Origin of the sequence: Leptolyngbya sp. FACHB-60 (genome assembly GCF_014695775.1) — a bacterium.
Lineage (GTDB): Bacteria > Cyanobacteriota > Cyanobacteriia > Phormidesmidales > Phormidesmidaceae > Nodosilinea.
Window position 1 is genome coordinate 32886 of the sequence record NZ_JACJOX010000026.1, and the last position, 18162, is coordinate 51047.

The 18162-nt window shown below is 58.3% G+C and carries 15 protein-coding genes and 1 pseudogene; 7 read left to right on the top strand and 9 right to left on the bottom strand.

The annotated features are described in order from the left end of the window. Positions 1-46: 46 nt before the first annotated feature. The 5 genes from H6F57_RS10075 (at position 47) to H6F57_RS10095 (ending at position 4706) form a co-directional block, all read left to right on the top strand. Positions 47-202: a hypothetical protein gene (locus tag H6F57_RS10075; protein WP_190630287.1), complete on the top strand. Its 156-nt coding sequence runs from the start codon at positions 47-49 to the stop codon at positions 200-202. Positions 203-557: 355 nt separating this feature from the next. Next, positions 558-926 carry a four-helix bundle copper-binding protein gene (locus H6F57_RS10080; protein ID WP_190630285.1) on the top strand — a complete coding sequence of 123 codons (369 nt, stop codon included), beginning with the start codon at positions 558-560 and terminating at the stop codon, positions 924-926. 219 nt (positions 927-1145) lie between these two features. Continuing rightward, positions 1146-1340, top strand: coding sequence for a heavy-metal-associated domain-containing protein (locus H6F57_RS10085; protein ID WP_190630283.1), 195 nt, complete (start codon positions 1146-1148; stop codon positions 1338-1340). Positions 1341-1373: 33 nt separating this feature from the next. Next, entirely contained in the window at positions 1374-3626 is a 2253-nt protein-coding gene (locus H6F57_RS10090) for a heavy metal translocating P-type ATPase (RefSeq protein WP_190630281.1), read from the top strand. 120 nt (positions 3627-3746) lie between these two features. Then, on the top strand, positions 3747-4706 hold the full coding sequence (locus H6F57_RS10095; RefSeq protein ID WP_190630278.1) for a cupredoxin domain-containing protein: 960 nt from the start codon (positions 3747-3749) through the stop codon (positions 4704-4706). A 38-nt stretch (positions 4707-4744) separates the two neighbouring features. Here the strand turns inward: H6F57_RS10095 and H6F57_RS10100 are convergent, their stop codons facing one another. From H6F57_RS10100 to H6F57_RS10115, 4 genes are read right to left on the bottom strand one after another with little or no spacing between them, the layout of a single operon-like run. Continuing rightward, on the bottom strand, positions 4745-5215 hold the full coding sequence (locus H6F57_RS10100; RefSeq protein WP_190630276.1) for a hypothetical protein: 471 nt from the start codon (positions 5213-5215) through the stop codon (positions 4745-4747). A gap of 39 nt (positions 5216-5254) precedes the next feature. Next, positions 5255-8401, bottom strand: a complete 3147-nt coding sequence (locus H6F57_RS10105; RefSeq protein WP_190630274.1) for an efflux RND transporter permease subunit — start codon at positions 8399-8401, stop codon at positions 5255-5257. A 40-nt stretch (positions 8402-8441) separates the two neighbouring features. Next, positions 8442-9065, bottom strand: coding sequence for a methyltransferase domain-containing protein (locus H6F57_RS10110; RefSeq protein ID WP_190630273.1), 624 nt, complete (start codon positions 9063-9065; stop codon positions 8442-8444). After that, positions 9058-10647: an efflux RND transporter periplasmic adaptor subunit gene (locus H6F57_RS10115; protein WP_190630271.1), complete on the bottom strand. Its 1590-nt coding sequence runs from the start codon at positions 10645-10647 to the stop codon at positions 9058-9060. The genes H6F57_RS10110 and H6F57_RS10115 overlap by 8 nt, the downstream gene beginning before the upstream one ends. A gap of 141 nt (positions 10648-10788) precedes the next feature. Between H6F57_RS10115 and rppA the strand changes: the two genes are divergently transcribed. Together rppA and rppB are read left to right on the top strand one after the other, a co-directional pair. After that, positions 10789-11478 carry a two-component system response regulator RppA gene (rppA, locus tag H6F57_RS10120; RefSeq protein ID WP_190630269.1) on the top strand — a complete coding sequence of 230 codons (690 nt, stop codon included), beginning with the start codon at positions 10789-10791 and terminating at the stop codon, positions 11476-11478. Further along, positions 11465-12880: a two-component system sensor histidine kinase RppB gene (gene rppB, locus H6F57_RS10125; protein ID WP_190630266.1), complete on the top strand. Its 1416-nt coding sequence runs from the start codon at positions 11465-11467 to the stop codon at positions 12878-12880. The genes rppA and rppB overlap by 14 nt, the downstream gene beginning before the upstream one ends. 261 nt (positions 12881-13141) lie before the next feature. On the opposite strand, the pseudogene H6F57_RS10130 reads toward rppB, so the two are convergent. The 5 genes and pseudogenes from H6F57_RS10130 to gyrB form a co-directional block, all read right to left on the bottom strand. Then, positions 13142-14029 (bottom strand): annotated as a pseudogene (locus tag H6F57_RS10130) (alpha/beta fold hydrolase). Between the two features lie 21 nt (positions 14030-14050). Then, positions 14051-14530 carry a Gfo/Idh/MocA family oxidoreductase gene (locus H6F57_RS10135; protein WP_199289920.1) on the bottom strand — a complete coding sequence of 160 codons (480 nt, stop codon included), beginning with the start codon at positions 14528-14530 and terminating at the stop codon, positions 14051-14053. Next, on the bottom strand, positions 14524-14775 hold the full coding sequence (locus H6F57_RS27145) for a Gfo/Idh/MocA family oxidoreductase (protein WP_199289919.1): 252 nt from the start codon (positions 14773-14775) through the stop codon (positions 14524-14526). The genes H6F57_RS10135 and H6F57_RS27145 overlap by 7 nt, the downstream gene beginning before the upstream one ends. 132 nt (positions 14776-14907) lie before the next feature. Next, the gene (locus tag H6F57_RS10140) at positions 14908-15501 is read right to left on the bottom strand and encodes a sulfotransferase family protein (RefSeq protein WP_190630264.1); all 594 of its coding nucleotides are present in this window, start codon (positions 15499-15501) and stop codon (positions 14908-14910) included. A 692-nt stretch (positions 15502-16193) separates the two neighbouring features. Beyond that, the gene (gene gyrB, locus H6F57_RS10145) at positions 16194-18134 is read right to left on the bottom strand and encodes a DNA topoisomerase (ATP-hydrolyzing) subunit B (protein WP_190630262.1); all 1941 of its coding nucleotides are present in this window, start codon (positions 18132-18134) and stop codon (positions 16194-16196) included. Positions 18135-18162: the final 28 nt, after the last annotated feature.

Below are 18162 nucleotides of genomic sequence, written 5' to 3' on the forward strand. Positions count from 1 at the left end.
GGAGTGTGTTTTGGGCACCATAGGCCAGTTACGTTTGGACTAGAGCATGGACGCCTTCGACATTTGGGCTATGGCCCCTAACTACTACGGCCAGTGGGACGGTATTGCAGCAGCCCTGGTGCTTTCCCTGGTGCTGGGTTGGGTGCTCGCTGGTTTCCCAGGTATTCCCCGCACCTGGCTCAACGATGACTGGCGACAGTAGGCAACAACAGCCCCCAGCACTGGGTCGAGAGTTCAGCAGATGTCTAATCCCTCTTTAATCACTTCGGAAGGAGAGTAAAAGCAATGCTGTTTACTCTCAGTTTTCATCAATTTATCTGAGCCATGCTGAACGAATTGCCAGTGACTAAAGAGGGCTAACCCGCGTAAATCAACCCGAATTGCTGTGGGCAGAGTGTGCCACTCAAACATGAAATCAGAACAAAATTTGAGCCGTTAATGGTGTGAAACATCGCATCTGTCAATCTCTCTATCGCTAGATCAGCAATTTTCAATCTCTCTTTAAGCTACAAAAAGGCTGGAATAGCCGAGATCTCAAACGATTAGAGAGGTGAATGATGCCTATTCAAACCCTTGAATTACACAACGTAAACGATGAGATGCAGCAGTGCATTCAGAACTGCCTCGATTGCCACAGCCTGTGCCTCAACACCCTCACCTACTGCCTGGAGCAGGGCGGTCACCACGCCGAGCCGTCCCACATTCGCCTAATGATGGACTGTGTGGAGAGCTGCCAAACCAGCGCTAACTTTATGCTGCGCGGTTCAGATCTCCACGCTCATTTTTGTGGCGCCTGTGCTGAGGTGTGCGATCGCTGTGCCAAAGACTGCGCCAGCATGGGCGACGATGCTCAAATGCAAGCCTGTGCTGAAATGTGTCGCCGCTGTTCAGAAACCTGTCGCCGCATGAGTGTGGCTATGGCCTAACCTACGCTGGCTTAGAGTATTGTCAGCGCAGCACAGTTAAAGGCTCATAAATCTGACGGCTAACGCAATGAGGGGGCATAGTCTTTATGCCCCCTCATTGTTGTTTTCAGATTTCTAACAGAACAATAAACCGTTTCACAAATTGTTTGGTTTAACCCCTTGACTCTCTAGCGCACTGGAAGCTTCAAGATAGACCCATACAGAGTTTAGAGGTTTGCCATGGCGCTCAAATTTACCGTTCCAGATCTAGCCTGCTCTGCCTGCGTAGGCACTGTGACTAAAGCCATTCAGGCGATCGACACCACTGCCCAAGTCAAGGCTGACCCTGCCACAAAACAGGTTGAGGTTGCCACTGTCGCTGCCGAGGCTGCCATCAAGCAGGCCATTGTCGATGCTGGCTACACCGTTGCCTGACTCCGCAGCTATTCACCTTTGAGGACAACACCGATGCAAAACCAACTGCTAAAGCTGCGGGGCATGAGCTGCGCCGCCTGCGCCAGCAATATTGAAGAGGCAATTCGCGCGGTGCCTGGTGTAGAGGCATGCAGCGTTAACTTTGGTGCTGAGCAAGCCGCCGTCACCTACGACCCCCATCAAACCAACCTCACCAAAATTCAGGGGGCGGTGGATGAGGCGGGCTACAGGGCTCAGCCGCTGCAAGATGATGTGCTGGCCCCCGAAGACGACGCCGAACGGCGGGAGCGGGAGGCCGAAAACCGCCAGCTCACTCGCAAAGCCGTGTTTAGCCTCGTCATCGGCAGCATTTTGGTGATCGGCTCGCTGCCGATGATGACGGGGTTGCCGATTCCCTTTATCCCCATGTGGCTGCACAATCCCTGGTTTCAGCTGGTGCTGACTACGCCCGTGCTGTTCTGGGCGGGGAATTCCTTTTTTATCAACGCCTGGAAAGCCTTCAAGCGCCACTCCGCCAGCATGGATACGCTGGTCGCCGTAGGCACCGGCACCGCCTTTCTCTACTCGCTGTTTCCCACGTTTCATCCTCAGTGGTTCATTGACCAGGGGCTGAACCCCGACGTGTATTTTGAAGCAGCAGCGGTGATTGTTGCGCTGATTTTGCTGGGGCGATTGCTAGAGAACCGGGCCAAGGGTCAGACCTCCGAAGCGATTCGCAAGCTGATGGGCTTACAGGCCAAAACCGCACGGGTAATCCGTGATGGACGAGAGTATGACATTCCCATTGCCGAGGTGGTGCTGGGCGATGTGGTGCTGGTGCGGCCTGGGGAAAAAATTCCGGTCGATGGCCAAATCGTCGATGGTGCGTCCACTCTCGATGAGACCATGGTGACGGGCGAAAGCGTACCCGTGCAGAAAACCGTCGGCGACGAGGTGATTGGGGCGACGCTGAATAAAACCGGCAGCTTTAAGTTTCGCGCCACCCGGGTGGGCAGGGACACGTTTTTGGCGCAGATCGTCAAGCTGGTGCAGCAGGCCCAGGGGTCAAAAGCCCCAATTCAGAAATTAGCTGACCAAGTTACGTCCTGGTTTGTGCCAGCGGTAATCGCGATCGCGATTCTCACCTTCATCGTCTGGTACAACGTCATGGGCAACATCACCATGGCGCTGATCACTACGGTGGGCGTGCTGATTATTGCCTGCCCCTGCGCCCTGGGTCTGGCCACACCGACCTCGATCATGGTGGGCACGGGCAAAGGAGCCGAGAACGGTATTTTGATCAAAGGGGCCGACAGCCTGGAGCTGGCCCACAACATTCAGGCGATCGTGCTGGATAAGACGGGGACGATTACCCAGGGCAAGCCCACGGTGACCAATTATCTGACTGTGAACGGCACCGCCACCGAACTGCATTTGCTCAAACTCGCTGGCTCGCTAGAGCGCAACTCCGAGCATCCCCTGGCCGAAGCGGTGGTCAACTACGCCCAGTCGCAAGGGGTGACGTTGGCAGACCCCCAAGGTTTTGAAGCGGTAGCGGGCAGCGGTGTCCAGGGGGCTGTAGCAGGTCAACGGGTACAGATTGGCACCCACCGTTGGATGGCGGAACTGGGCATTGAAACCGATCGCCTGCAACAACAGTGGGAGCAGCTAGAATCTCAGGGCCGAACGGTGGTTTGGCTAGCGGTAGATGGCACAGTAGAGGCAATTTTGGCCATTGCCGACGCGGTCAAGCCCTCGTCTGCGGCCGCCATTGCCACCCTGCAACGCATGGGCCTAGAGGTGGTGATGTTGACCGGCGACAACCGCCGCACCGCCGAGGCGATCGCCCGCGAAGTCGGCATTGCCCGCGTGTTTGCCGAGGTGCGCCCCGACCAGAAAGCTGCCCAAGTCGAAAGCCTGCAACGGGAAGGCAAGATCGTGGCAATGGTGGGCGATGGCATTAACGATGCCCCGGCCCTGGCCCAGGCCGATGTCGGTATGGCGATCGGCACTGGCACCGATGTGGCGATCGCCGCCAGCGACATCACTCTGATCTCCGGCGACCTGCACGGCATTGTCACCGCCATCCAGCTCTCCCGCGCCACCATGGCCAACATTCGCCAAAACCTGTTCTTCGCCTTTATCTACAACGTTGCGGGCATCCCGATCGCGGCGGGCATTCTCTACCCCATCTTTGGGTGGCTGCTCAGCCCGATTATCGCTGGAGCCGCGATGGCCTTTAGCTCGGTGTCGGTGGTGACAAATGCCCTACGGCTGCGGAACTTTCGCCCGAAATTACAAGGGTGATGGGGTAGGTGGAATTCAAAGTTCAAAATTAAGAAGGCAAAATTTTGAACTTTGCACTTTGAAATTTGAAATTTGCATTCACCATCTCCCCCACTCCCCACATTCCCCAGGATCTTCCCCATGAAACTCAAACACCTTCCCCTCACCACTCTCGCCAGTCTGAGCCTAGCCCTCACTCTCGCCAGCGGCACCCCGGCCCAAATGAACCACGATGACATAGCCCCTACCTCGACCGGCCAGTTCCAGCGCATTGATCAACCCCTGTGGTCGAGAGTCGCTGTTACTGGGGCAGGCTTGAGCCTGATTGGGCTAGAGCTGTGGTGGTTTCTGCGCAGCAAGCCCAAGTCTCGCAAAGCGACCACTACGGGCGGCGTACAAGCGGTGACCGTAGTAGTCGATGGCGGCTACGACCCCAGCCACATTGTGGTGCAGGCAGGGCAGCCGGTGCGGCTCAACTTCTACCGCAAAGACCCCAGCAGCTGCCTCGAAGAAGTTCGCTTTCCTGACTTTCGCATTGCCCAGGCGTTGCCGGTAAACCAGACGACGGCGATCGAGTTCACCCCCACCCAGCCCGGTCGCTACGAGTTTACCTGCGGTATGAACATGTTTCGCGGCGTCGTCGAAGTGGTAGCCGATGACAGAGACACAGTTCCCCCTATCGCCACAGCCACAGCAGAACTTACCGACCATCAGCACCAGCCTTCAGTTGCACCCCCGGCAGTTCCCGTGCCATCGTCAGAGACAATGGAGGCGACTCTCACCCCTGAGGGCATTCAAACGGCAACGGTAACAGCGGCGAAGGGCTACCAACCCAACCGCATTGTTGTCGAAGCGGGTCGGCCCGTGCGGCTCGACTTCCGGCGAGAGACCCCTAGCAGCTGCTATGCCCAACTGCTGATTCCTGAATTTGCGATCGCGGTGGATCTACCCGAAGGCAAAACCATCCCGGTGGAGTTTACCCCCACTCAACCCGGTGAGTATGAGTTTATGTGCGGTATGAAAATGAACTTCGGCACCATCGAGGTGCGTCCTGGAGCGGATGCTCTCAATATCAAGACTCACACCCATGCAACGGCATAAGTTACTCTGCACGGTCATGGGCTTGGCTCTAGAAAACTTTACTTGGCGAAGCTAAACCGGGCGTTGACTTTCTCACCGTTGATATCGGTCTGAATCACGGCCTTATATTCCCCCGCTGCCTGGCTCGGCAAAAACGCAAAGAAATGCTCACCCGCCGCGTCATATTCCATCGGCAGGGCCTGCTGAGTGCCGTCGGGGAGCTGCACCTGGGCCACCACCGTGGCATCGGCCACGGCCTCATGGGTGTCACCCGTTTGTAAATACAGGTCGAGGTGAATGCCATCGGCTTCGGGTACGGGCACTAGCTCAACGTGGTAGGCCCCAGTTTCCACCACCTGGCCGCCCTTGGTGGCAGCGCTGTGGTCAGCGGCATCGGTTTCAGTTTCGGCGGGGCTTGCGGCCACAGGAGCGGCGGTGGTATCGGGGGCCGTGGCGGTTTCAGTCCCTCCGCAGGCCGCAAGGGTCAGGGTACTGGTCAGCAATAGGGCTTGAATAACTGAGTTATGCATGGGGTCAATCTCTAAATAGGGTAAAGGGGCAGCGGGCTATCAGAGGGGGCTCACGGGCTGGTTTTTGGCGATCGGGGTGGCCAGCTCCCCATCCATTTGGATAGTGGCGTGGCCAGCGGTCGGCACCAGGTAGCGACCAAACTGGGCGTAGAGGGCAGGCAGCACCAGCAGCGTCAGCGCCGTGGAAGTAAACAGGCCCCCCAACACCACCACTGCCAGAGGTTGCAAGATCTCGCGACCGGGGCCAGTGCTGATTACCAGGGGCAGCATTCCCAGGGCCGAGGTAAACGCGGTCATGAGAATGGCATTGAGCCGCTCCATCGACCCCACATAGAGCACCTGGGGCAAAGGCATACCCGTGGCGAGCTTTTGGTTGTAGTTATCCGCTAGCAGCAGACCGTTGCGCACTGCGACTCCAAACAGAGTGATGAACCCCACCAAAGACGCCACCGAGACCACACCGCCGCTCAGGGCCACGGAGAATACGCCCCCCACGATCGCCAGCGGCAGATTCAACATAATCATCACCGTGGCCGGGAACGACTTGACCGTGAAATACATCAGCACAGATATCACCACCAAGGCCAGGGCCCCAAACACCAGCAGGTTTTGGGTGGCCCGCTGCTCTGACTCAAATTGGCCGCCGTACTGAATGAAGTAGCCAGGGGGGAGGGTGATCTGCTGACGCACCTGGGATTGAATGTCGGCGATCACCGAGCCCAAGTCGCGATCGGCCACATTTGACGACACTACGATCAACCGCGATACATTCTCTCGGCTGATGGAGTTTGGCCCGGTGCCGTAGTCGACCTGGGCCAGCTGGGTCAGGGGAATGCGCTGACCCGCGGGGGTGTCAATCAGCAGATTGCGCAGGGTGTCGAGGTTTTGGCGGGCGCTGGGGGTAAACCACACCACCAGGTCAAAGAGCTGCTGATTTTCGAGCACCTGGGAAACCACTCGACCATTTAGTGCCGTTTCAATGGTGTCGGCCAGGGCACCCATGGTCAGGCCGTAGCGGGCGGCGGCCTCACGATCGAAGCGCACCTGCACCTGGCGCACGGGCAGCTGGGGCGCAAGTTGCAGATCGACCACGCCTTCAACGCTGGCCATGACCTGGGTGACGGCGGTGCCCAGGCGGCGCAGCTCGGCTAGGTCGGGGCCAAAGATCTTGACTGCGATCGCACTTCGCACCCCCGACAGCACCTCATCCATGCGATGGGAAATAAAGCCCCCCACGCTGGCGGGGGCACCGGGAATTTTCTCAAACTCCGCCCGTAGCGCCTCTAAGGTGACCTCCCGGTCTGTCATGCCTGCGTCGCTCAGCTCGATATCCAGTTCAGCAAAGTTAGAACCCACCACGTGGGGGTCGCCCGGCGATCGGCCCGATCGCATTTGAATGGTCTCAAAGCGCGGGTCATCCCTGAGCGCATCCTGCACCGCCAGCCCAGCCCGGTTGGTGGCCGCCAGGGAGCTGCCGGGGAACAGGTTCATCGAGGCAACGATGGAGCGCTCTTGAAACTCGGGCAAAAACACTCGCCCTAAAGCAGGCAAAATGGCCAGCGATGCCACCAGTGCCCCCACCGCAATCAGCAAAATCAACCGAGGGTTTGCTAGCGCCAGCCGTAGACCCGGTTGGTAGAGGCGCTGGCTCCACCGCGACACCCAGGTTTCTTCCTCGGGCAGAGGGGCATAGGCCAGCAAAAAGGCGCAGAGGGCAGGGGAAAGAGTCAGGGCCACCAGGGTTGAGGCAAAAATCGCCACCAGGTAGGCGATGCCCATGGGCGCAAAAATACGCCCCTCTACCCCGCTCAGCGAGAAAATCGGCGCAAAAATCACCGCGATGATGACTGTGGAAAACAGCACACTGGTGCGCACCTCCACCGAGGTGTCGTAGACCACCTGAAACGGGTGCTTGGGGTTGCCCAACTCCCGGTTGCGCCGCAGCCCCCGGTAGCAGTTCTCCATATCCACAATTGAGTCATCGACCACTGAGCCGATGGCCACCGCCAGGCCGCCCAGAGTCATGGTGTTGACGCTGAGGCCCAGCCAGTGCAGCAAAATCAGGCAGATCAGCAGTGATAGGGGAATGGCGCTGAGGGTGATCGCCGCCGTTCGCCAGTTCATTAAAAACAGCAGCAAAATCACCGACACAATGAGAATGCCGTCGCGCAGCGAGTCGCGCACGTTGCGAATTGAGGCTTCGACAAAGTCCGCCTGACGAAAGGTGCGGGTAATGGTGACATCTCCCGGCAGACTGGGGCCGACTTCCTCCAGAGCCGCTTCGATTTGTTTGGTCACCGTCAGCGTATCGGCCAAGGGCTGCTTGTTAATCAGCATCACCAGGGCGGGTTGGCCATTGAGGCTGCCGTCGCCGCGCTTGAGGGCCGGGCCAAGGATGACGGTGGCCACGTCTTGCAGCAGTACCGGCGTGCCCTGCCGCGCCGTCACCACCGATCGCTGCAAGTCTTCAATGGTTTCAATGCGACCAATGCCGCGAATCAGCAATTCCTGGTCGGCATCGATCAGGTAGCCCCCAGCTCCATTTTGGTTGGCAGCAGCGGCGGCTTCACTGACCTCGGCTAGAGTGACACCAAAGGCGCTGAGCTTGGCCGGCTCGACCAGCACCTGGTACTGCCGCTCTTCGCCGCCAAAGACCGTGATTTGGGTAACACCGGGCACCGCCAGCAGCCGGTTGGCAACCTGGCGATCGACCAGCTGCCGCACCTCCATCAGGGAAGTGGTTTCGGCAGTGAAGGCGTATTCCAGCACAATGCCCAGGGGCGAGTTGAGGGGGGCAAGCTGGGGTGCTTCTACTCCCTCGGGCAGGCGGGCCTGGGCCAGCTGCAACCGCTCGGTAATCAGCTGGCGAGCCTGGTAAACATCGGTGCCCCAGCTAAACACTACCCGCACCGCCGAGGCCCCGGCCACAGAGGTCGATCGTACGGCCGTCACGCCGGGGGTGCCGTTGACGGCGCTCTCAATCGGCAGCGTCACCAGAGACTCAACTTCCTCTGGGGCCAGCCCCGGAGCTTCCGCCTGAATTTCTACCTGGGGCGGGGCAAAGCTGGGGAACACATCCAGCGACATGTTGCCCAGGGTACGCAGGCCGTAGAGGGTGACAAGGACGGTGGCGATGACCACAATCCACCGCTGGGCGATCGACCATTTGAGAATTGCGTTGAGCATGGAGGGGAGTGATGGAGTAGGGGGGTAGGGGGGTAGGGGGTTAAGGTTTAACGGCAGTGGCAACCATGAGACCCCAGGCGAGGTTTAGGCGGAGCCGTTGTGCGGCTTGGATGCTGAATTGAGATGATGTGAGGAAGCGATGGAATTCGGCTTGGGTATAGCATTGTCTGTGGGCAGGGTCGAGCCTGCTAAGGATGACGTCATAAAGACGACAGAAGAGAAAGTCTTTGCACCAATCTAAAATCACGACTCGTCCCTCGGGCTTCAGGACGCGCCTTATTTCTGCTAGCGCCTCTAGGGGAGACTCAAAGTAGTGAAAGGCGCTAGCGCAGATCACCACATCAAAGGATTCATTGGCGGCGGGGATGACCGTGACGCTGCTCTGGCGAAACGTTAGGGCAGCATAATCTTTGAGTTTTTTTCGGGCAACGCTCAGCATCTCTGAGGACAGATCAATCCCTAGGATGGCTTGCTGGGGATGTTCTTCTAGCAGCAGTCGCTCAAATTCTCCGGTGCCGCAAGCAATGTCTAAAATGATTTCTGATGGTTGAATTTTGGCCCAATCTTCCAGGAAAAGGAGAGTTTTGGTGATGTAGCTGCGCCATCTTCGATCGTAAATTTCTGCCAGCTGGTCGTATTGCTGTTGAACGACTGATTCAGCCATGGTCGACTTCCGTAGCTACCGCATCGGGGCGGCTGGCGGTGAGCACCAGATCGGGCTTGGGGTCGGGGCTATGGCCATTCAGCGCTGCCGCTGCTGGGCGAGAGCGGCGACCGAGGTAGAAAGCGGTGGCGGCGATCGCAGCTCCGCCCAACCCCCAACCCCAGCTCGGCACCGAAAAGCCCGACGGCACGGATGCTGTTGCTTCAGGGGCTGCTGTCTCACTGCCGCCCCGCAGCGACTGGGCGTAGAGCTGCAAGGCCCCCTGCACCACCACCCGATCGCCCTCAAACAAGCCACTCTGAATTTCCACCTGCTCCCCGGCACGGCGGCCCACGGTGACCTCGACTGGCTCAAACGCCTCGCCATTCTGCACAAACACCAGGGTGCGGCCCTCGGCCTCCACCAGGGCACTGGCAGGAATGGTCAGCACCGCCTCGGGGGTGCGATCGCTCAAAATCTCCAGCTTGGCAAACATACCCGGCTTCAGTGCCCCAGCATCGTCTAACTCAGCTGTGACTGGAATGACCCGGGTAGTGTCATCGACCACCGCCCCCACGGTGACGACCCGCCCAGTAAAAACCTGGTCGGGCAGGCTATCGACTGTGGCGCGCACGGCCTGCCCCTCCGCCACTTGGCTCAGGTCTTTTTCGTAGACATTGGCCGTCACCCGCAGGCGATCGCCGTTCACGATACTCAAGATTGGCGTCACCGCTTCCTCCACGGCTTCGCCCAGGCTGACGGGGCGCTCGGCCACCTTACCTGCGATCGGGGCTACGACGGTGACCACTCCTTGCTCGGTGGCGGGGCTGTTGAGCTGTTGTAGGCGAGTTCGGTAGGTAGCGGTGCTGAGCTGGATGTGAGATTGAGCAGCGTCCAGAGCCGCCTGCGATCGTTCCAGTTCGGCTTGGGCTTCCAGTACTGGCTGACGGCTTTCGGCGCGGGTGAGCTGACTGCGGGCTGCCGCCAGGTTTGATTCAGATTCTAAGAGCTGCTGACGGGCGATCGCCCCGGCTCCAGCCAGCCGCTGATCTTGCCCAAAGCGTTCTTGAGCCAAAGTCACCTGCTGCTGGGCGGCGGCGATTTCGGTGGTGGCGATCGCCACCTGTCGCTCATAGTTGCGCCGCGCCAGGGTTAGATTCGCCTGGGCAGCGCGCAAATCGGCCTCGGCCCCCACCCGGTCTTCCTGCGACGACACCCGCAGCTCAATCAAGTCGGGGGCAATCACCTTCGCGAGGGCCTGCCCCTTCTGCACCCCATCCCCCGGCTGCACCAGCAGTTCCACCACCGTGCCGTTGATTGGCGCATTCACCATCACCGTTTGGTCGGGCTGGGTCACTACCTCCGCCGTGGTCTGAAGGCCGATGCTGAGCGACCGCCGCTGCACCGGCTCTACCTGAAGGCCCAGCCGCTCCGCCGTCGCGCCATCGACCCGGACGCCGCTGGCGGGCTGGCTTATGCCCGGCTGAAACTCGGCCCCATGGTCGTGGCCGGTGTGGGCCACCACCGCGATGGGCAGCGCCAGCACCATCAGCCCCAGCAGAGAACCAGCCCAAACGGTAGACATGCAAGGCCAAGAACGCATAGGAGTTGTGTCTAAGGAGAAGTTGCCAGAATTTACTGACCAGTTGTTCAGGACAATACCAACCAATTATCAAATCAGCGTGAAATTTGCCTGGGTCGGCTTTTCGCCCCTAGAATGCCAGTCGAGAGCACTCACCCCGCCATGCGTATACTGCTAGTCGAAGACGAACTTGACCTGGGGGCGGCCATCCAGCGCGATCTGAGGCGCGAGAAGTACGTGGTCGATTGGGTGCAGAATGGCGAAAACGCCTGGCACCTGCTGGACGATACGGCCCAAATTTATACCCTGGGCGTTTTTGATTGGCTGCTGCCGGGGCTGACCGGCGTTGAACTGTGCCAACGACTGCGATCGCAGGGCAGCCCCATGCCGGTTCTTCTCCTCACCGCCAAAGATCGGCTGCAAGATAAGGTAGAAGGGCTAGACGCTGGGGCCGACGACTACCTGGTCAAACCCTTCGGCCTAGAAGAACTGCTGGCTCGGCTACGGGCGCTGCAACGGCGATCGCCTGCCTTTCAACCCACCCAACTCCAGGTGGGAGACCTACTGCTCGACTACGGCACCTCCACCGCAGCCCTGGCCAACTCGGCTCAGCAGCCTTTACCCCTCACTACTAAAGAGTTTCAGCTGTTGGAATACTTTATGCAGCACCCTAACCAAATTTTGTCGCGAGAGCAGCTGATGAACCGGGTTTGGTCGCTGCAAGCCGACCCCATGAGCAACGTGGTGGCGGCGCAGATTCGGCTGCTGCGTAAAAAGCTGGCCGACCACGGCTGCGATGGGCTGATCGAAACCGTCTACGGTATGGGCTACCGGTTCAATGCGGCCCTTTAAGTCACTGCTGCCCCAACGAATCCGGCCCTACGCCCATCCCTTCTGGCTCATCCGCTGGCGGCTCACCGCCCTCTATGCCAGCACCATGGGGATAATCTTGACCGCCAGCGCCATTGGCTTTTACGTCGCCGTGGCCCAAGACCACCGCCGCGAGATTGACCACCGCCTAGAGACTGTCGCCAGCACCCTCCACGACAGCCTCGAACCCTCCCTCGACCAGCCCGGCCAGCTCACGCCTCTGGTCTTACAAATTTTGCCTGACCTGTGTCCGAACACAGCAGACTGCCCCGCTACACCCGATCGCCACGTGCTGGGCCTGATGCACCAGCAGGGCTACTACCTGCGGCTGCTAAATTTGTCGGGGAAGGGGGTGGCGATTGCTGGTGATCCCCCCGACCAAGTCATCCACTCTACCGAAGCGGGTCTCCACACGCTGCACAAAGCCGGTGAAGGCACCTACCGCCAAATGTCGCTGCCGCTTAAAAATGCTGCCGGAAGTCCCTGGGGTTACCTTCAGGTGGGCAGTTCCCTTAAAATTCTGGATCAGCACCTGAGCTGGGTGCGGTGGGCATTGCTGCTGGGGTTGCCCCTAACCCTGGGGCTGGTGTGGGGGGCAAGCTGGTGGGTGGCGGGCCTCGCCATTCGCCCCGCCTACCGGGCCTACCGGCAAATCCAGCAGTTCACTGCCGATGCCGCCCACGAGCTACGCACCCCCCTGGCGGCAATTCGGCTCTCCGCCGAGTCGGCCAACCGCAACCACCGCATTGGCGATCGCACTTCAGAGGCCGAGGCCCAAGCGGTGCTACCCGTGGTCGTGCGCCAAACCCAGCGCCTCACCACCCTGGTCAACGACCTGCTAATTCTCTCCCGTCTAGAGCAAGACGACGATCGCTCAGCTCCGACACTGATTTACCTGCCTGATTTGGTCAAAGACATTGAAGAAGAGTTTGCCACCCTGGCCCTAGCCAAAGGCATTAACCTGACCACGGTTGCTCCCGATGTCCAACATCTGACCGTGCGCGGCCACGAGTCTGAACTCTATCGACTGCTGCTCAACATTGTCAGCAATGCCCTGGAGTACACCTCCAAGGGCGGCAGCGTGACGATTCGCCTGGCCACCCGTGATAGCCGTCCTCGGCCAGTTCCTGACTATCGCTACGCCCTGATCGAAGTTAAAGACACCGGCATGGGAATTGCCCTCCAAGACCAGGCCAAAATTTTTGATCGGTTCTACCGAGTTAACCCCGATCGCTCACGGCATACGGGTGGTTCTGGGCTGGGGTTGGCGATCGCGCTGGCAATCGCTCAAGCCCACGGTGGCAATATTCAGGTCAAAAGCGACATCGGCCAAGGTAGCTGTTTCACCATTCAGTTGCCTAGAGCAGCTCAGGCCAAACCGTAACCTCGGTTAACTCATCGGGCCACTCTGTAGGGGCAAACGGCGTTTGCCCTGCCCATCGGGGGTTAACCAAACAGGTCACCCTAGCGGCGTCTAAAACGCCAGCCTTTAGAACCAAACCGAGCTGCCGGTAATGCCCTGGAACTCAAAGGTGCCCACAGCCTCGCGGTAGAGGCGACGGGCAGCGCGCAGCATGCTAACTGCCAGCCGCTCACCCAGCAGGTTGCCGCCGGTTTCGATGCCAGTGCCGGGGCGATCGCACCTCTAATTGCTAGCCAGAAACACCAACAGTGCCTGAGAAAACTGCTTGGGCGCATCCTGCTGTATCCAGTGGGATGCGCCTTCAATCGCCTGAAATTGTGCCCCTGGAATTTCGCTAGCCAATTGCTTGCCGTCCTCGGCTTTTTGCCAGGGGTCATCCATGCCCCAGAGCACCAGCGTGGGGGCAGCAATATCGCCGTGGCGATCGACTAAAGCCATGGTCTGGTTAGCATTCAGGGCCGAGGCATTACGCAGCAGGCTCAGCTTGCCCTCTTCGCTAGCCCAGGGCGCAATCATGCCCGCCTGAAATTCAGGTGTGAGGCGGTCAGGGTTCGACAGCCCCGCCGCCAGACTTTCCTCTAGCGCCGTCACCAGATCGCTAATTGGGCGAGGCTTCCAGCGCAGCGGATGGCCAAAGTCGAGCATGTCATCGTCAAAGCGGTCGTAGCAGACCGAGTTGGTGATCACCAGACGATTCACCACGGCGGGGTGCTCAATGGCCAAAATCAATGCCACTGCACCGCCAGTATCGTGGCCCACCATATCTACCCGCTGGAGGTTTAAGGCGGCCAGCTAGGCTGTGATCATTCGCGCCTGGTCTTGAAAGGAGCGGTCAAAGCGATCGCGCCGGTCTGACCAGCCATGGCCCAAAAAGTCGGGAGCTAGCACCCGATAGCCCGCCTGCACCAGAGGCGGAATCACCGCCTGATATAGGTATCCCCAGGTAGGAATGCCGTGCATGAGCAGCACAGTACCCAGCCGAGCCCTGCCCCGGTCAATATAGCGGACCGTCACGGGAATATGGGCGGCGGCACTAGCGGGCAATATCAGCTCTTGCTGGTCAGCCCTAAAGTCTTGCCAGGTCTGCCAACCGGCTTCGTCTAGTTGCATGTTTTGCACCACTGGTAAGAGCTATAGCGATCGCGAAAGCAGGGGAAGCGTGCATTTTTGTTCGCTACTTTGCATCGCCAGTTCGATGATGCGAATAGTGTCTCGCGCCACTTCGGGCTTAACCTCCAGCTCGGCACGTCCAGCGATCGCATCAGCGATGTTTTGATAATAGGCCTGGTAGCTACCCGCTAGCGTCTCCACTCGCCCCTCTACGTGCAGCCCGTCGATCTGCGTGTTGAGCGTGCCCCAGTGCTCCTTCGGCTCTTCACCCCAGCCGGGTTCAGCCGGGGTGAGTCCGCGCTTCAGCGCCTCCTCTTGCGGGTCCATGCCATATTTAACAAAAGAGCCCGCCGAGCCATGCAGAATGAAGTGGGGTTCCGGCCCGCGCACCAGCATGCCCCCTTTGAGAATCACCTTTAGCCCGTCGTAGTGCAGGGTTAGATCAAAATTATCGACGGCCTGGGCAAAATCTCGCTGGGTTCTGAGGTCAGCCGTTACCATCTGCGGCAGTCGAAATGGGAGCTGTTGGGGGTGGCGATTACGATCAGGTCAATCGCTTCGTCTTGCAAGAGGGTGGCGGTGTCTTGCACCACCTCGACTGATGGGTCGCGATCGAGCGAGGGGTCGTGATGGCGCGCTACAACTTTCTTTAGGCTCAGGTGAGGGACTGACTGGATAACCGGCACGTGGAAGGTACGAGCCGCCATGCCATAGTCAATTAGCCCTACGCAGATTTCATTCACCATCTAGCCACCAGAAATATGGGTAACTGGGCCTTGGCTCACAGAGAAGACATCCAATGACCCAATTCAACGGTGGCATGAATGCCAGTAGTTTTGCGTCCGTCCGTTGCAATCGCTGGTAAACCGCGATTTACATTACAAGTGCTTTTGAATATAAGCCGCTGTTGAGTTTGCGTGGGGAAATGCCTCTTTTGGAATTTCTAGATCAAGCGCTCGGCACAGCGGCTCCCAGCCGTCGCTTGCTTGCCATTCCAGTAGCCTGTGTCCTAGGCCAGCGTTTCGAACCCGCTCATTGTGCTGATTGAAAGCTTCTACGCAAGCGGAGCGATGGGCCGTGTCTGGAGTAAACCGATGCTCAAACAATTCGTTTACCATAGAGCGCCACTCGCCTTCCGACGTCCTAATTCTAGGAAAGATCGTTGAGCTTGCACTTTGCCACCATGAGTCAGCATCTCTATAGGAAAGAATTACCAAAGCGTCGGGGTAAAGAGTACTCAACTCAAGCCAAAAAGAACTTGAAGGCCAATCTACTGTGGCAATATACCCATCAAAAATTGCCGACCAGTCAATACGTTCACCCCGAGATGCAGCACGCCAAAGAGGAATATGCTCCGGATGGGAAAACACCTCGGCCATGTGATAGCAAGGCTTACCAAGAAGATGTTCAAGGGCAAATTTGAGTGACTTTGTTCCGGTTCGGCCGAGTCCAGCCCCTACTACTTTCAGCATAGGCAGAAATTTATCTCAAAACAGTTCTTCACAGGCTAACGGTGAAGTTGTGCATGGCAGATAAACTGAAACAAGGATTTAAGCATCATCAAGAAGCACTCGTGCTTTGAATAGCCTTCATTCTCTTATCTTTCACAGTCCGGTAGTACCAACGACGGAACCTTAGTGAAGGTTTATCAGTAGGCACTATTGCGGGAGCGGTCTGACTTTGTTGAATTCCGGGATACTTTTTGTCTATCAGGTTAGGGGCATCTTTAGTTGAGCTAGTCAGTTCTACGATGTAGATTCTGCCAGGGCTCCGCCGAGAGCCAGTTCTGTTCCACAAATAGCCGCATCTAAGGTGGCGATCAGATAGACGTAGGGTTGGCTGCCTGAAACATCTTTGTGCCGCCTCCCAGGAGCTAGTTGGCAGCACAAAGACTGGGTTCTAGAAACCAGCTGCGATCAGGCCATCGAGTTCTTCTTGCAATGTGCGGCGCTCAACCGCATGATTCCACTGGCGAAACCCAAAAGCTATGCAGTTGAGCCTTAATTCACTGACTTAAGGAAGGCATCAATGACGCTTGACCTATTCATACCAAACCATTTCACGCCCCTTTCTCTCATTCTCGCTGTCAAGGCGCAAGGTTTGAGTTGAGAAATTGCTCTTACGTAACTTGCGATCGCAGGAAGTCTGATACTGGCTGGTTACTCTAAATATCGAGGTCTTCCAGCTTCATGCGAGGGCCATAGGTCTCGATGAACTCGCGACGGGGGGCGACGCGATCGCCCATCAAGATCGTAAAGATGCGATCGGCCTCGGCAGCGTCTTCGATCTCCACCCGCTTCATAGTGCGGGTAGTGGGGTCCATAGTGGTTTCCCACAGCTGCTGGGGCATCATTTCTCCTAAACCCTTAAACCGCTGCACCGTATAGTTGGCGTTGGCCGGAAACTCGTTGGTGATCAAGTTTTGCAGCTCGCGCTCGTTGTAGCAGTACCAGTGGTTGCGGCCCCGCTCCACCTTGTAGAGGGGCGGGCAGGCAATATAGATGTAACCCTGATCGACCAAGTCGCGCTGGTAGCGGTAAAAGAACGTCAACAGTAGCGTGCGAATGTGGGCACCATCCACATCGGCGTCGGTCATCAGGCAGATACGGTGGTAGCGCAGCTGCGATGAGTCAAACTCCTCGCCGCGAATGCCCATGCCCAAGGCGGTGATCAGCGCCTGAATTTCAGTGTTTTTGTAGATCTTAGAGTCTTCGGTTTTCTCAATGTTGAGGATTTTGCCCCGCAGCGGCAGAATGGCCTGGAAGCGGCGATTGCGTCCCTGCTTGGCGCTACCGCCCGCAGAATCCCCTTCCACAATAAAGATTTCCGACTCGCTGGGGTCGCGGCTGCTGCAATCGGCCAGCTTGCCCGGCAGGGTAGACGACTCTAGCACCGACTTACGGCGCACCAGTTCCCGCGCTCGACGGGCGGCCTCAGCGGCGTTAAAGGCCTGAATGGCTTTTTCTAGAATGGCGTCGGCCACGTTGGGGTGAAAGTCGAGATACTCGGTTAAGGCTTCGCCCACGAGAGAATCGACAATACCGCGCACCTCAGTGTTGCCCAGCTTGGTCTTGGTCTGACCTTCGAATTCGGGGTCGGGCACCTTCACCGAAATAATTGCTGTCAGCCCCTCGCGGATGTTCTCCCCCGCCAGGTTCGAGTCGGCGTCTTTGCGCTTATTACGCTTGCGACTGAAGTTGTTAAGGGTGCGGGTCAGCACCGCCTTGAGCCCCTCAAGGTGGGTGCCGCCGTCAATGGTGCGAATGTTGTTGGCAAAGCCCAGCAGGTTGTCAGAGTAGGCGTCAATACACCACTGGAGGGCCGCCTCGACCTGTACCCCGTCGCGCTCGGAAGAGATGTGGATGATCTCGTCGTGGATGGGCTGCTTGTCGTTGTTGATGTACTTAACGTACTCAATGATGCCGCCCGCGTAGTGGTAGGTCGAAACCTTGGGCTTGTCTGACTTGATCACATCCAGGCGGTAGTCGGTGAAGATCACCTGAATGCCCGCGTTGAGGTAGGCTAGCTCGCGCAGCCGCCCGCACAGGGTGTCGTAGTCAAACTCAGTGCCGTTGTGAAAAATCTCCGTGTCGGGCAAAAACGTGACCGAGGTACCCTGGCGTTTTTCAGTAATTTTCTCCGCCGACAGCTCGCCGATGGGCACGCCGCGCTCAAATCGCTGCTTGTGCACCTTGCCATCGCGCCACACGGTAACCTCGACCCACTCCGACAGGGCATTGACCACCGAGATGCCTACGCCGTGGAGGCCCCCAGACACCTTGTAGCCGCCACCGCCAAACTTGCCCCCAGCGTGGAGCACGGTCATGACCGTTTCGAGGGCCGACCTGCCGGTACGGGGGTGAATGTCGGTGGGAATGCCGCGCCCGTTGTCGGTGACAGAAACCGAGCCATCGGCGTTGAGGGAAATGTCGATATGATCGCAGTGGCCTGCCAGCGCCTCGTCTACGGAGTTATCAACAACCTCGTACACTAGGTGGTGGAGTCCACGGGGGCCAGTGCTGCCGATGTACATGCCTGGACGTTTGCGAACAGGCTCAAGCCCCTCTAAAACCTGAATCTGATCGGCACCGTAGTCAGTTGTCATACCGTACGCTCCAAAAATGGGCTCTAAG

Coding starts and splice junctions, on each gene's coding strand:
- H6F57_RS10085 (WP_190630283.1), top strand. CDS start 1,146: ATGGCGCTCAAATTTACCGTTCCAGATCTAGCCTGCTCTGCCTGCGTA.
- rppB (WP_190630266.1), top strand. CDS start 11,465: ATGCGGCCCTTTAAGTCACTGCTGCCCCAACGAATCCGGCCCTACGCC.
- H6F57_RS10095 (WP_190630278.1), top strand. CDS start 3,747: ATGAAACTCAAACACCTTCCCCTCACCACTCTCGCCAGTCTGAGCCTA.
- H6F57_RS10115 (WP_190630271.1), bottom strand. CDS start 10,647: ATGCGTTCTTGGCCTTGCATGTCTACCGTTTGGGCTGGTTCTCTGCTG.
- rppA (WP_190630269.1), top strand. CDS start 10,789: ATGCGTATACTGCTAGTCGAAGACGAACTTGACCTGGGGGCGGCCATC.
- H6F57_RS10140 (WP_190630264.1), bottom strand. CDS start 15,501: ATGCTGAAAGTAGTAGGGGCTGGACTCGGCCGAACCGGAACAAAGTCA.
- H6F57_RS10135 (WP_199289920.1), bottom strand. CDS start 14,530: ATGGTAACGGCTGACCTCAGAACCCAGCGAGATTTTGCCCAGGCCGTC.
- H6F57_RS10090 (WP_190630281.1), top strand. CDS start 1,374: ATGCAAAACCAACTGCTAAAGCTGCGGGGCATGAGCTGCGCCGCCTGC.
- H6F57_RS10110 (WP_190630273.1), bottom strand. CDS start 9,065: ATGGCTGAATCAGTCGTTCAACAGCAATACGACCAGCTGGCAGAAATT.
- H6F57_RS10105 (WP_190630274.1), bottom strand. CDS start 8,401: ATGCTCAACGCAATTCTCAAATGGTCGATCGCCCAGCGGTGGATTGTG.
- gyrB (WP_190630262.1), bottom strand. CDS start 18,134: ATGACAACTGACTACGGTGCCGATCAGATTCAGGTTTTAGAGGGGCTT.
- H6F57_RS10075 (WP_190630287.1), top strand. CDS start 47: ATGGACGCCTTCGACATTTGGGCTATGGCCCCTAACTACTACGGCCAG.
- H6F57_RS27145 (WP_199289919.1), bottom strand. CDS start 14,775: ATGGTGAATGAAATCTGCGTAGGGCTAATTGACTATGGCATGGCGGCT.
- H6F57_RS10080 (WP_190630285.1), top strand. CDS start 558: ATGCCTATTCAAACCCTTGAATTACACAACGTAAACGATGAGATGCAG.
- H6F57_RS10100 (WP_190630276.1), bottom strand. CDS start 5,215: ATGCATAACTCAGTTATTCAAGCCCTATTGCTGACCAGTACCCTGACC.